This is a genomic window from Opitutus sp. ER46 (assembly GCF_003054705.1).
In the GTDB taxonomy this organism is placed as follows: Bacteria; Verrucomicrobiota; Verrucomicrobiia; order Opitutales; family Opitutaceae; genus ER46.
In genome coordinates this window covers 167,239-180,005 of the sequence record NZ_QAYX01000024.1, presented here as the reverse complement: position 1 = coordinate 180,005, position 12,767 = coordinate 167,239, and the positions used below count along the sequence as shown (strand labels likewise).

8 protein-coding genes are annotated in these 12,767 nt (G+C 68.7%); 3 read left to right on the top strand and 5 right to left on the bottom strand.

Features of this window, described 5'->3' with window-relative positions:
* Nucleotides 1-150 precede the first annotated feature (150 nt).
* Nucleotides 151-768 carry a uracil phosphoribosyltransferase gene (gene upp, locus DB354_RS16190; RefSeq protein WP_107836689.1) on the top strand — a complete coding sequence of 206 codons (618 nt, stop codon included), beginning with the start codon at nt 151-153 and terminating at the stop codon, nt 766-768.
* A gap of 376 nt (nt 769-1,144) precedes the next feature.
* Here upp and DB354_RS16185 read toward each other — a convergent pair whose 3' ends face one another.
* From DB354_RS16185 to DB354_RS16165, 5 genes are all read right to left on the bottom strand, one after another.
* A complete protein-coding gene (locus tag DB354_RS16185; protein WP_107836688.1) occupies nt 1,145-3,691 on the bottom strand; it encodes an ABC transporter permease in 2,547 nt (848 codons plus the stop codon).
* Nucleotides 3,692-3,973: 282 nt separating this feature from the next.
* Nucleotides 3,974-4,864, bottom strand: a complete 891-nt coding sequence (locus tag DB354_RS16180) for a hypothetical protein (protein WP_107836687.1) — start codon at nt 4,862-4,864, stop codon at nt 3,974-3,976.
* Nucleotides 4,865-4,867: 3 nt separating this feature from the next.
* Entirely contained in the window at nt 4,868-6,478 is a 1,611-nt protein-coding gene (locus DB354_RS16175; RefSeq protein ID WP_107836686.1) for a sigma-70 family RNA polymerase sigma factor, read from the bottom strand.
* Between the two features lie 209 nt (nt 6,479-6,687).
* Entirely contained in the window at nt 6,688-7,074 is a 387-nt protein-coding gene (locus DB354_RS16170) for a hypothetical protein (RefSeq protein ID WP_107836685.1), read from the bottom strand.
* 159 nt (nt 7,075-7,233) lie between these two features.
* A complete protein-coding gene (locus tag DB354_RS16165; RefSeq protein WP_107836684.1) occupies nt 7,234-10,173 on the bottom strand; it encodes a sugar-binding domain-containing protein in 2,940 nt (979 codons plus the stop codon).
* Nucleotides 10,174-10,331: 158 nt separating this feature from the next.
* Between DB354_RS16165 and DB354_RS16160 the strand changes: the two genes are divergently transcribed.
* Together DB354_RS16160 and DB354_RS16155 are read left to right on the top strand one after the other, a co-directional pair.
* Nucleotides 10,332-11,462, top strand: a complete 1,131-nt coding sequence (locus DB354_RS16160; protein WP_107836683.1) for a glycosyl hydrolase 53 family protein — start codon at nt 10,332-10,334, stop codon at nt 11,460-11,462.
* A 33-nt stretch (nt 11,463-11,495) separates the two neighbouring features.
* Entirely contained in the window at nt 11,496-12,626 is a 1,131-nt protein-coding gene (locus tag DB354_RS16155) for an esterase (RefSeq protein ID WP_107836682.1), read from the top strand.
* Nucleotides 12,627-12,767: the final 141 nt, after the last annotated feature.

Genomic DNA, 12,767 nt, shown 5'->3' with positions numbered 1-12,767 from the left:
CCCGCCCGCACCGAAATTGCGGGTTGGCGCGCCCCGCCGCCGTCGCCATAACGCGAGCGTCCCTTGTCCGTCCATCGGAGCCGCCGGCCGGTCGTCACCGCGTCCCGCGCACCGTGCGGTCGGACTCCGGTCCAACCTGCCTCTTCCGTCATGCTCAACGTCCTCGATCATCCTCTTGCGGCTCACATCATCACGCACCTGCGTGACAAGACCACGAAGCCGGCCACGTTCCGCACGCTCGCATACCAGATCAGCATGCTGCTCGCGATCGAGGCCACCGCCAACGTGGAGACCTCCGCCAAGGAGATCGAAACCCCGCTCGAGCGGATGACGGGCCGCGAACTCGCCCACGAAACCCTCGTCGTCGTGCCCATCCTGCGCGCCGGCCTCGGCATGGTGCAGCCGTTCAGCGATCTCTTTCCCGACGTGAGCGTCGGCTACATCGGCCTCGAGCGCGACCACGCCACCGCCGTCGCCCGCAGCTATTACTGCAAACTCCCGCCGCTCTCCAACCGGCACGTCTTCCTGGTCGACCCGATGCTCGCCACCGGCGGCTCCGCCGTGCAGGCGCTCACCATCGTCAAGGAACAGGGCGCGAAGAACCCGACGCTCGTGTGCATCGTCGCTGCCCCTGAAGGCGTCGCCGAGGTCGAGAAGCATCACCCCGGCACCCCCATCCACACCGCCGCCCTCGACCGCCAGCTCAACGACCGGAAATACATCCTTCCCGGCCTCGGCGATTTCGGCGACCGCCTCTACGGCACGTGAGCGGCAGCCGCCGGAAGCCAGAGGCCGGAGGCCCGAAGCCGGAGGCCTGAGGCCTGAAGCCAGAAGCCGGAAATCAGAGGTCAAACGTCAGATGTCAGAGATCAGCGGGAAGCCGAGTGAAAGTGGGCGGGAGCGGAGGGCAGCCAAATGAAAGGCAGAGACCCGCAGCCGGCCCGAATGCGATAACTAGCCAATTCTGGCGAGTTATCGGGCGTAACTAGCCAGATTTGGCGAGTTATCGTTTGTCGTCCGACTGCGTGCCTCTGGCTTTGTCCTCCGTCTTCTGACGTCTGCTTTCCGGCTTCCGACCTCAGGCTTCCGGCTTCCGGCTTCCGACTTCGGGCCTCTGGCTTCTGGCCTCCGGCTTCCGGCCATCTCACTCCGTCCGCAGCGCGGTCATCGGGCTGATCCGCGTGGCGCGACGCGCGGGGAACCAGCAGGCGGCAAGACCCGCGGCAGTCAGCACCACGATCGCCGTCACAAACGCCACCGGATCGATCGCGCTCACGTCGTAAAGCAGTCCGCGACACGCCTGCCCCAGCGCCACGCCGAGCAAGCCGCCGAGCGCCAGTCCGGCCACGATCGTCGCCACCCCCTCGCGCAGGATCATGGCGCGCACCTTCGCGCCGTCGGCGCCGAGCGCCATCCGGATGCCGATCTCGCGCGTGCGCCGACTCACCGCGTAGCTCTTCACGCCGTACACGCCGACGACCGCCAGCAGCAACGCCAGCACGCCGAAACTCCCAAACAGCACCGCGCCCGTGCGCACCACCCAAAGCTGGATGCTCCCATCGAGGTGCTGCGCAAAACTCTTCACGCGAAACAGCGGCACCGCCGGCGCGCCCGCCCTGATTTCCCGGCGGACGACATCGCTCAACGCCTGCGCCGCCTCCGGCGCGCCGCCCGCCACGCGCACATGCAGGAACGCGTTGCTCTCAAAGCCCTGTGCGAAGGGCACGTAGACCGCCCCCTCGCCCTCAGCCTTGAAAAACGTCCAGCGCGTCGCCGGCACAATGCCCACCACCTCCATGCTGTCCTCGGGCTTTGGCTTCCGCCCCGGCCCGCCAAACTCCACCCGCTGACCCAGCGCGTTGCCGTCGGGATACAGCTCCCGCGCCAGCACCTCGTCGATCACGACCACCCGCGGCGCCCCTTTCTGGTCCGCCTCCGCCGACGTGAAACCCCGCCCGCGTAGCAGCGGCAGTCCCATGGCCCGGAAATAGTCCGCTCCCACGCTGGACCAGCGCGCCTGATAGCCACGGCCTTCGGCCGCCGTCGCTGGCCGCGCCGCGGGCTCCAACACCAGCCCCGCCCGCCGTACTTCCCGGCCCATGCTTGTGTCCCCGAAAGGCACCACCGAGCCCACGCTCGCCGCCTCCACCCCGGGCAGCGCCGCGAGCCGCTCCACGAGCGCGCGATACACGTCGAGCGCCCGCCCCTCGTCGTACCCCGCGAGCCGCGTGTCGAGCTCCGCGAGCAGCGTCGCGTCTGCGCGAAAACCCGTGTCGATCCGCGCCGCCTTCAGCGCCCCGCGGACAAACAATCCCGCCGTGCACAACAACCCGAGTGAGAGCGCCAGTTGCGCCACCACCAGCGGATGCCGCGGCAGCCAGGCCCGGCGCCGCCGCGTGGGCGCGTCCTCGCCCGGCTGCTCCTTCAAATCCTCCGGCCGCGCCGCCCCGGTGAGCCGCAGCGCCGGCCCGAGCGCAAAACCGAGCGTCGCGAGCGCTGCAAACCCGAGCGTCGCGGCAAAGGCCGCCCCGTTCGTCACGCCTTGGAAGAAGAGCGCAAGCGGCACCCGCGCCGCCATCGAAGCCACGAGCGCGTCGGTGCCCCAGCGCGCCAACAACAGCCCCGCAGCCGCACCGAGCAGGGTCAGCACTGCGCCTTCGGTGAGCAGCTGCCGCACGATCCGCGCCCGGCTGCCGCCCAGCGCCAGCCGCACCGCGATCTCCTTCCGCCGCGCCCGCCCGCGCGCCAGCAGCAGGTTCGCCAGGTTCAGGCACGAGATCAGGAGCACGATCCCCGCCATGCCCAGCAGCAGGCCGCCGATCACGCCCAGCCCGCCGCGCCCCGTCGGACTCACGCTCGTGCTCAGCCGCGGCAGGGGCCCCGCAAAGTACACGCGTTCCTTTTCGTCCACCGGCTGACTCCGGCCAAGGTTCTCCGCCATCGTCGCCAGCACCGGCCGCGCCGCTTCGACGCTCATGCCGGGCTTCAGCCGCCCAAGCAGGAAGAGCTCGTGCGCCGACCGCTGGTTCAGCACCTCGCGGCCATCGTTCGCGGCGCCGCGCGCCACCCAGTCGTACACGCCGAGGGGGAAATAAAGCTCCGGCCCCATGATCGTCATCGTGCCCGCGAACCGCGGCGGCGTGATCCCCACCACGGTGTAGAGCCGCTCGTTCACCCGCACCGTCTTGCCCACCAGCGCCGGATCAAAGCCGGTGCGCTGCCAGTATGCGTGGCTCGCAATCACCACCGGGATCCGGCTCCCGGGCTGCTCCTCCTCCGCCGAGAACGCCCGCCCTTGCGCCAGCGGCACCCCGAGCACCGAAAAATAGTTCGAGCTCACGATCGCCGCGAACCCCCGCCGCGCCTCCCCGCCTTCGCCGATTCCCACCATCGTCAGATTGTGCGCCAGCACCCCCGAAAACACCTGGTCCTGCGCCGCCAGGTCGCGATACGTGCCGTACGAAAACAGCCGGAAGCTCCGCGGGTCCTTTTGGTCCTGCGAATAGAGCTGCACGATCCGCTGCGGCTCCTGGAACGGCTGCGGCAGCCACAATAGCTCCTGCACCAGGCTGAACACCGCGGTGTTCGCGCCGATGCCGAGCGCAAGGATCAGGACCGCCGTGAGCGTAAAGCCCGGGGTGCGCGCCAGCAGCCGGAACGAGTGACACAGATCTTGAAGGAATGAATGCATGGTGGGGGGACGCGCCCGCACAACGCGGCGCTCCCCCGATTACCCGGCAATTCGCGTCAAAGTTACGAAATTCTCGCGCGCCCGCTCAGCCCCCTCGGGCCGGCCCCGGAGAGAAAGAGAAAGAGGAAGAGGAAGACAAAGATCCGACCCCATTTCGGCGTGTGCGTGGCCGCCCGCTCAACCTTCCCACTTGCAACTTTTCCACCTGCAACGCCGCCAGGCCCGTCAACGCCGCCGCCTCACTTTCGCTCCCACTTTCACCCTCACTCTCACTTTCACTCCTTAGTTCCGCGTCAGCTTTTCCGCTTTGACGACCTCGCCGAGCACCTTCTCCAGGCGTACGTCGAGGCGCACCCCGCGCTCGTATGCCGCGAACTGCGCGGGACTCAGGATCTGCCGCGCCTGCGCGTCGGCCAACTCCCAGTTCACCGACGTCAGCTCGGCCGTCTCACCCGCGGCATACTTCGGCGTCGCCGTGGCCACCGCCTGCATCAGCTGCTGCGCCTGCGCCGGCGTGAGCTTTTCGGCGTCCAGCACCAGGCTGCCCGCCAGCTTTTCGACAAGCGCGCGCACCTGCGCGGTGCGCTCAAATTCCTTGAACTGCGCGAACCCTTCCTCGCCCAGCAGCTCGCGTTGGCTGTTCACCCACTCCTCCTGCAACTGGTGCGCCAGCGTTTTCACCGCTTCCGCGCCTTCCACGCCCTGTGCCTGCGCCGTCCCGGCGAGGTCCAGCTGCTGCTCCGCCCGCTTCATCACGGCATCCATGAACTGCCCGGCCTTCTCTGGCGGAAGCTGGAGCTGCGCCAGCAGCGGGCCGTAGGTCCGCCCCGCGCGCGCCCGATTGCCCTCGAGCCACATGGCCTGCAGCGCCGGATCGTTCAGGATCACGTCCCGCATCGTGCGCTCCCGCGCTGCGGCCGCCGGCGCGGCGGTCGCCTGGGGTTTCACCGCACGGGCTTCCGTCAGTTCGGCCTCGAGCGCCGCCCGCCGCTGCTCCGCCTCGGTCGCCCGCTGCTCGGCCTGCCGCGTCTCCGTTTCGAGTCGTACCCGCTTCTCCTGCAGCACCGCGGCACCCGCCCGGTTCTCGGTCACCGCACGGCTCAACCGCACGGTCGTGAGGGTCGCCACGACACCCAGCAGGGCGCCCAGCCAAAGCACGATTTTTGCATTCATGGGTCAGCGATTCGGGTTGGTGGATGCCTGCGCCGCCGCGCCATCCCCGCGCAGCGCTGCCATCATCCTGGCCTCAAACACCTGCTGCGTCTGATACGACGTGAGCACCGCGTATTGGGATTCCGACAACACCGGCTTCGCTTTCGGCAGCACCGCGGCCCAGTCGTACTGGCCATTCCAGCCGGTTTTCCGGTTCAGCTTGCTCGCCTCGGCCACGGCCGCGACCAGCGCGGTGCTCTGCTCCGCCGTCAACGGCGTGTCTGTGAAGTACAGCGACCCCGCCAGCGAGGATGCCAGGGTGCGGGCCGGGTACTGCTCCACGAACGTCCGCAGCTCCTGGCCCGCCTCCATCCCGAGCATCTGCCCGAGGGTCCGCTCCATTTCCCGGCGCTTTTCGCGATTACCCCAGTCAGGCACCGCCAGCATGATCGGCTCGCCGTCGGGACCGGTGAGCCGGCGGACCGACCCCGAGTCGAGGACCATCCAGTTCACGAAGAGCTCCTCCTGCTCCGGAGTCAGGTTCCGGTTCCGCATGTAGGGTCCGAACCGGGCGTAAACTTGCGCGCGGGCGTAGGCGATCACCGCTTGGCGCAACTCGGGATACCGATCCATCAGCGCCTGCCCCGCACTCAGCGCCGCCGCCGAGGGTCGGCCGGTCGCGGCCGCGAGCAGTTTTGCCCGCTGCTCCTGCTGGGCCTTCGCCGCCTGGGCGTCGGCGATTGATTTGTCCAGGCCGGTAATCGCCTCCTCCGCCGTCACCGCCCGGCGCACCGCCAGCTGCCGGCGGGTGTCGAGGCTCTCGTTGTCCTGCGTGGCGGCCGTCAAGGCGTGTTCGGCCTGGCGCAGGACATAAGCCTGGCGCGTCGCGGTGCCGATCGCCACCAGCGCGGCGATGCCCACCGCCCCGGCGATCACTTTGGTGGTGCTCATAAACCCGATCAGCGCGCCCGAAGCCGCCGCCACCGGCGGCGCCGTCAGCGCCGCGGTCGTCACGCTCGCCGCCAGACCCACCGGCGCCGCGCCGACGGCATGGTTCGTCAGGACGAGGCCAAGCGCCGCCGCGGTCGAGGACACTCCTGCCCGCTGCAGGCTCAGCCGCATGCGCTCCAGCGCGCGATCCACGCGCATCCGCGCCGCGTCTTCCGACACTCGCAAGGTGGCGCCCACCTCCGCAAAACTACGGCGCTCGATGTAGCGCAGGACGACTGCCGTGCGATCGGTCTCGTTGAGCTGGTCGATCGCCGCATCCAGCACGGGCGCCACCCGCCTCCAGTCGATCGCCTCGGCTTCGGGTTCGTTCTCGCGCATGGCCATGGCCTCCAGTTCGCGGGTTTTGCGCCGTCGTTCCCGGCGCACCACGTTCACCGCCTGGTTCCGGGTGCTGACGTACAGCCAGGCCGAGAGCGCAGGATGGCGGACCAGCGCAGCCGCGTTCTGCGCCAACGCCGCGAAGACCTGCTGGACCACGTCCTCGGCCAGATGCGTGTCACCGCCCACGCGCCGCACCGCCGCCGAGTACACGCCATCGATATGACGACGCACCAACTCGGCAAAGGCTTCCTCGGCCCCTGCGGACACGTAACGCTGCAGCAGTTCTGCATCTGATCCGGTCATGTTCCGACTCTAGGTCACCACACGCCCCGAAACCGAACGCGAAAAATCCGAGTGAAAGTTGGGAGTGAAAGTGAGAGTGAGCGTGGACGGAGAACCCCATGGGCGGTGCCCCCCAGATCTCTCGAACTTCCTCCGCTCCTCACGCCTCCACCGCGCAGAATTCTACATTCTGCATTCTAAATTCTCCATTTGCCTTCGGGCTTCAGCTTTCAGCCCTTGGTTTTGAGCCGCTTCGCCACCAATTGCTCAGTGAAAACTCCGCCGACGATGCGTGTCAGAACCAGTTCGTCCCCTTTCACCGTGCCACGGTAATCCACGCGCAGGCTCACACCCTGGTAGTTCAGCCGCTCCACGAAATAGACTTCGTTCTTTGTCAGGCGGCCATCGGTGATCGGCGTCTCCGACTTGTCGGTCGAGCGCTCCCCCAGCGCGCGCCCCAACAGCTTCTGCCCGTCCGCCTTCAACTCGAACACGTACTTTTGAATCCCCACCGCGCTGTCGAATTCCGCGCGCCACGCGCCGTCGATCTCCGCGGCGCCGTCGACGCCGGGCAGGAGCAACGCACAAACCAGGACCGGAAAACGGAAGCACGCCATGATGGGGAGAAGCTGGTAGCCACGACATGACAGCGTTTTCGCGACGCCGTCGAGCCCTTCGCCCTAGTCGTTTCTACCCATTCATGGTAGCCGCCGCGTCTCGCCGCCGGCCGGTAAGTGGCTTCCTGAGCCGGCTCTCTGCCCGGTGGCCTCAGCCGCTCAGGCGCCCGGCACCGCACGCCGGCGGCCGTCGTTCAGGTCCGGATCGAACTCGCGCTGGTCGACCTCGCCGGCTTCGGGCGCGGGTCGCCAGAGCGCGCGCACGTCCTCGAGTGTCAGGCTAGCCGCCGGCCGAAATGCGTCGCCCGCCATGTAGTCGAGCAGCGATCGGCGCAGTTGCCGCGCCCCGACCGGCGCGTCCGCCGCGCCGACGTCGATCGTGCAGACCAGCAGCCGGCCGCCGCCAACTTGGGCCTCGAAGATCACGCCGAGCCGCCAGTTGCGGTTCCAGTCGTCGATCGTCGCCACAATTGGCCGCAATGCCCGCGGCGCCTCGGTCAGGTTCACCGAACGCACGCCATCAATCAGCGGCGTCCATTGCCAGTCACAGCCGATCCCCGTCGGGAATCCTGCCAGCGCCGGATGCCCCGGCTGGCACAGCAGCCCCAGCATCGCATCGAACTGCGGCTTCGGATTCCGCGGCGGCCGCACCGTCATCTGGATGTTCCAGAACACCGGCGTGCGGCTCATTTCCGGACTCCGGCCGCGCGGCAGGTCCGCCGCCGTCGGAATGAAGAGCACCTTGCCTCCGGCAGCCAACCGCTCCTCCGCCTCGGCCCATTTCGAAGTCATCAGCACCTCCGCCGGTGTCGTCGGCTCGATGTGCGCCGGGTACACCCACACGTTCCAGTCGTTCTCCACGGTCGTGCCGGCAAGGCCCACCACGAGGCGGTACGCCGCCGGAGCGCGCAGCGACGCCAGCGGCACGCTCACGCGGCCAAGCGGCAGGTTCTTTCCGATCGGCACGTCGCGCGTCGCAAACTCGCCCTGCGCCACCACCGCAGCTGGCTCGTCCGCGCGGACCACCTTCCAGTACGGCCGCGCCTCCGCGAGGGGCTGCGCGCCGAAATGATACAGCTCCACGTCCGCCGTCAGGGTTTCGGCGGTCGTAAAGGTCCGCTCCGCCAGGCGCGCGAGCGGCACCGTCGTCGCGTTGAAGCGACGGAACGTCTCTGCGGTGACGTACGGCTTGGGCCGCCAGAACGCGTCAACCACGCCGATGAGCGCGGTGCCCTGCCCGAGGTAGTCGCGCAGGTCGAGGAGCTGGTAACCCGCCAGTCCGGGCGTGCGCAGGTTGGCCTCGATCTCCTCCTTGTAGCACGCGAGCTGGAACGCGCCCGACGCCTGCACGAAGTCGTGGTTGAACCCGGCCACGCCGGTCTGCTCCGCAAGATGCCGGAAGATCCGGAAATTGCCCGGCTGCAGGTAGCCGGTGAACGCATCGATGACCGAGAAATCCGGATACGCACACCACTGGCCGATCTCGTGCGCGAGCACCGGGATGTGCACGTCGCTCAGCGCGGCGCGATAGTCGCGCCCGAACCAGCCGCTCCAATTGCGCAGGTCCTGCCGCGCGAACTCCACCAGCGCGGCGAACTGCGGCCCGTCCGTCACCTGCGGCCGCCGCCCCCAGCCCGTGCCCGCCGAATACAGCCGGCGCGGATCCTTCTCGTACCAGCGCGCCGCCCAGGCCGGTGTGATCTCCACGTATTTCCCCGCCGGCTCGTTGCTCGGCGAAAACAACACGAACGAGGCGTGATTGCCGTACGCCTGCAGCAGCCGCGGCGTCTCCTCCTCGAGGTACCGCGTGTACGGGCTGCCGGGGTTGAACGGCGCCCACAGCCCGCACTCGGCCTGCAGGTAGAAGCCCAGCTCGTCCGCCGCCGTGAACGCCGCCTCCGGCGGACACCAGGAATGGAACCGCATGCCATTGAGCCCGAAGTCCTGACACACGCGGAACATCCGGCGCCAGGTCTCGACGTCCGTCGCGGGATAACCCGTGAGCGGGAAGTCGCCGCCGAAATGCGTCGTCCGCAGGTTCACCGACCGGCCGTTGACGAGCAGTTCCTTGTCGCGCCACGCCACCTCGCGCAGCCCGAACCGCACCGTGCGCTCCTCTTCGCCCGCCGGCGTGCGCAGCACCACGCGCACGTCATGCAGCGCGGGATGAAACTCGTCCCAGAGGGACGCGTCGGCCCCGAGCGCCACCTCGATGTCGGCGGCACCGCCGGTGCGATCCCATTGCACGGGGACTGTCCCCTCGCCTGCCGTGACCGTGCCTGCGCCGGGTTCACCGGTCGCGTTGCCCACGCGCACGCGCACCAGCGCCGACCGGCGGCGCACATTAGGGAAAACCTGCACGTCCTCGAGCCACACCAGCGGCGTCGACTGCAGCTCGATGCGTCCAACCACGCCGTTCCACGTGGCGCCCAGCGCGTCCGACACGCTGTGGCTGTCCGGCCCATGGCCGTCGAATCTCGGGTCGCGCACGATCTGCCGATTGTCGATCCGCACGGTCAGCCGGTGCTTCCCGGGCGCGAGCCGCCCGAGGTCGGTCACATGCGGGGCAACGAGGCTGTTTTGCGCGGGATACGCGCGGTCATCGACCCATACCGTCGTTTCCCAGTGCGGACGCTCGAGGAAGAGCACGAACCGCCGGCCGGCCGCCGCCGCCGGCACCTCGACGTCGCGCTGGTACCAGGCGGCGCCGAGATAGTGCCGCGGGGGTTGCGAGAGGAACGGCACTTCGACGTGGCCGGGCTGCGAGAACTTCGCCCGCAGGCGCTCCGGCTGCAGCTTCCACCAGGCATCGCCCAGCATCAGCACCCAGGGCGTGTCGGTCCGAATCTCATCGCCGAATCCCTGCGCCTGCAGGATCCCCGGCAGCTTGATCCGGCCGTCGAGCGCGCGCTCGAACCAGCGCTCCGCCACGCCCGCATCCGCGCGGTCGAGGGCAAACCGCCACTCGCCCGCGAGCGACTGCGTCGCCGGCGGCAAGGGCGCCCGCACGTCGGTCGGGCCGGCACAGGAGGAGAGGATCACAGCAAGCGCCACCAACGAGAGGGCGCACAGACGGGAGATGGGAGAACGGGTGGCCACGAGGGAGGAAGGGAAACGAACGCGAGACGTTCAGCGAAGCGTTTCGGTGCGCCGCGGCAATGCGACGGTGCTGACGGACGCACCGGCGGCTTTCCTCTGGCCGCAGGCTCGCGTTCCCGCGGTGTCACGGTTCAGCTGGCGCCGCGTCTTTCCGCCCCATGCACGCTCTTCCCCCTGCCTGGCGCCGCTCGTTGCCCGCGGGTTTGGCCGCGACGCTCGCGCTGCTCGTCGGCGCCTGCACGAGCCCCGCCCCCACAACGTCGACGCCGGCCACCGCCGCCACCCCACGCGCGCCGCTCGCCTACGCTGTCGGCGCCGACCTCTCCTTTCTCGCCGCCGCGGAAGCCCGCGGCGTGCAGTTCAAGGACGAGGGCGTGGTAAAACCGGGGCTGCAGCTCTTCCGTGACCACGGCTACAGCTGGATCCGGCTGCGGCTGTTTCACACCCCGACCCGGCTCCCCAACGACCTGCCCTACACGATCGCCCTCGCACGCCAGGCCAAGGCCCTGGGTTATCAGTTCCTCCTCGATTTTCATTACTCCGACACCTGGGCCGACCCGCACCGGCAGACTCCCCCGCAGGCTTGGGCCGGCTTCACCCGCGGCCAGCTCACGCAGGCCGTCCACGACTACACGCGGGACACGATCATCGCCTTCCGCGAGGCGGGCGCGATGCCCGACATGGTCCAGATCGGCAACGAGATCACGCCCGGCATGCTCTGGCCCCACGGCAAACTGCCCGAGCAGTGGGACGCGTTCGCCGGGTTCGTGAAGGCCGGCATCGCCGGCGTGCGGGCGGGCACGGGCAACGCCGTCGCCCCGCGCATCCTGATCCAGATCGAAAAGCCCGGCGACGTGGCCACCACGCAGTGGTTCTTCGACGAGTTGCTTAAGCGCGGCGTCACGTTCGACGTGATTGGCCAGTCCTATTACCCCTGGTGGCACGGCTCGCTCCTGCAGCTGCGCCAGGGGCTCGCCGCCATGGCCGAGCGCTACCGGAAGGACATCATCCTCGTCGAGGTCGCCTACAACTGGCGCCCCGCCGAGTATAAGGATTACCCCGCCCCGTTCCCTGAGAGCCCGGAAGGGCAGCGCGATTTTCTCGAAGAGGTGAACCGCGCCGTCCTCGCCACGCCGTACGGCCTCGGCAAAGGCGTCTTCTGGTGGGAGCCCGCCGTGCCACCCGGCCCGATCCACAGCCGCGGCATGTTCGACGCCGACGGCAATGCCCTGCCGGTCACGCGGGTCTTCGACAAATTCACCCGCGGTCGCGTCCCCAATCGCGACTGACACCGCCCTCGTTTCCCCTTTCCCCGATTCATCATGAAGTTTTCCTTCGCCCTCCTCCTCGGGCTCACCGCCCTCGGTACCATGTCCTCACTCCCCGCCGACGTCATCACCTCCCCCGTTATCAACGCGGACCGCAGCATCACGTTCCGCCATGTCGCGCCCAACGCGAAGGAGGTGATGCTGCGCTGCGAGGCCCTCCCGGCGGCCCAGCCGCTCACGCGTGACGCCGAGGGCACCTGGACGCTCACGACCCCGCCGGTCGCGCCCGACATCTACGTTTACTCGCTCATGGTCGACGGCCAGCGCGTCCTCGATCCGCTCAATCCCTTCATCAAGTACAACCTCTTCGGCACCGAGAACCAGGTGGAGGTCCCCGGCGACAACGCCTGGACGATCCGCGAGGTCCCGCACGGCGTCCTGCATCGGCACCACTACCGTTCCGCCGTGATCGGCGAGGAGCGCGACGTCTGGGTGTACACGCCGCCCGGCTATGATGCCGCCGCCAGCCGCACCTACCCCGTGCTGTACTTGCTCCACGGCTACAGCGACGCCGAGGACGCGTGGGTCACCGTCGGCCGCGCCAATATCATCGTCGACAACCTCATCGCCCGCGGCGCGGCCCAGCCGATGCTGATCGTGATGCCGCGTGGCTATGGCAACCGCGACGTCGTCGCGGGCGGCTGGAATACCGTACGCTCGGCCGCGGGCCGGGACATCTGGATGGAGAGCAACCAGAAGTACGGCGAATCCCTCGTCCGTGAGATCATCCCCCTCGTTGAGCGCAGCTACCGCGTGAAGACCGACCGCGAGTCGCGCGCCATCGCGGGCCTGTCGATGGGCGGCACCCAGTCGCTCCTGTTCGGCCTCGGCGCCCCGCAGCGGTTCGCCTGGGTCGGCGCCTTCAGTGCCGGCGGCATGCCCACCGATTTCGAGGCCCGCTTCCCCGATGCCGACGAGAAGCTGGACATGCGGCTGCTATGGATGGCCTGCGGCACCGAGGACGGCCTGATCGTGCCAAACCGGACGTTCGTCGCCTGGCTCAAGGAGCGGAAAGTGAAACACACCTGGGTGGAGACGCCCGGCAAACACAGCTTCCGCGTCTGGCGCCCCTACCTCGCCGACTTCCTGCCGCAGCTCTTCCAGGCCCCGCCCCCAACCCGCTGACTGCCTCTTGTTTTCGCCGCTGGCGAAAACAAGAGATCAGACGACCAGAACGGCGCTCGAACGGGGCGCACGTGAGTCATTCCACCTTCGCACCGCCCCTTCGCTCTCATCCACGTTCCATCTCCCGCCCACTTTCACTCT

Bases quoted from the DNA above. Each gene is read 5' to 3' on its own strand.
- DB354_RS16180 (WP_107836687.1), bottom strand. From the start codon at position 4,864: ATGAATGCAAAAATCGTGCTTTGGCTGGGCGCCCTGCTGGGTGTCGTG.
- DB354_RS16170 (WP_107836685.1), bottom strand. From the start codon at position 7,074: ATGGCGTGCTTCCGTTTTCCGGTCCTGGTTTGTGCGTTGCTCCTGCCC.
- upp (WP_107836689.1), top strand. From the start codon at position 151: ATGCTCAACGTCCTCGATCATCCTCTTGCGGCTCACATCATCACGCAC.
- DB354_RS16185 (WP_107836688.1), bottom strand. From the start codon at position 3,691: ATGCATTCATTCCTTCAAGATCTGTGTCACTCGTTCCGGCTGCTGGCG.
- DB354_RS16160 (WP_107836683.1), top strand. From the start codon at position 10,332: ATGCACGCTCTTCCCCCTGCCTGGCGCCGCTCGTTGCCCGCGGGTTTG.
- DB354_RS16175 (WP_107836686.1), bottom strand. From the start codon at position 6,478: ATGACCGGATCAGATGCAGAACTGCTGCAGCGTTACGTGTCCGCAGGG.
- DB354_RS16155 (WP_107836682.1), top strand. From the start codon at position 11,496: ATGAAGTTTTCCTTCGCCCTCCTCCTCGGGCTCACCGCCCTCGGTACC.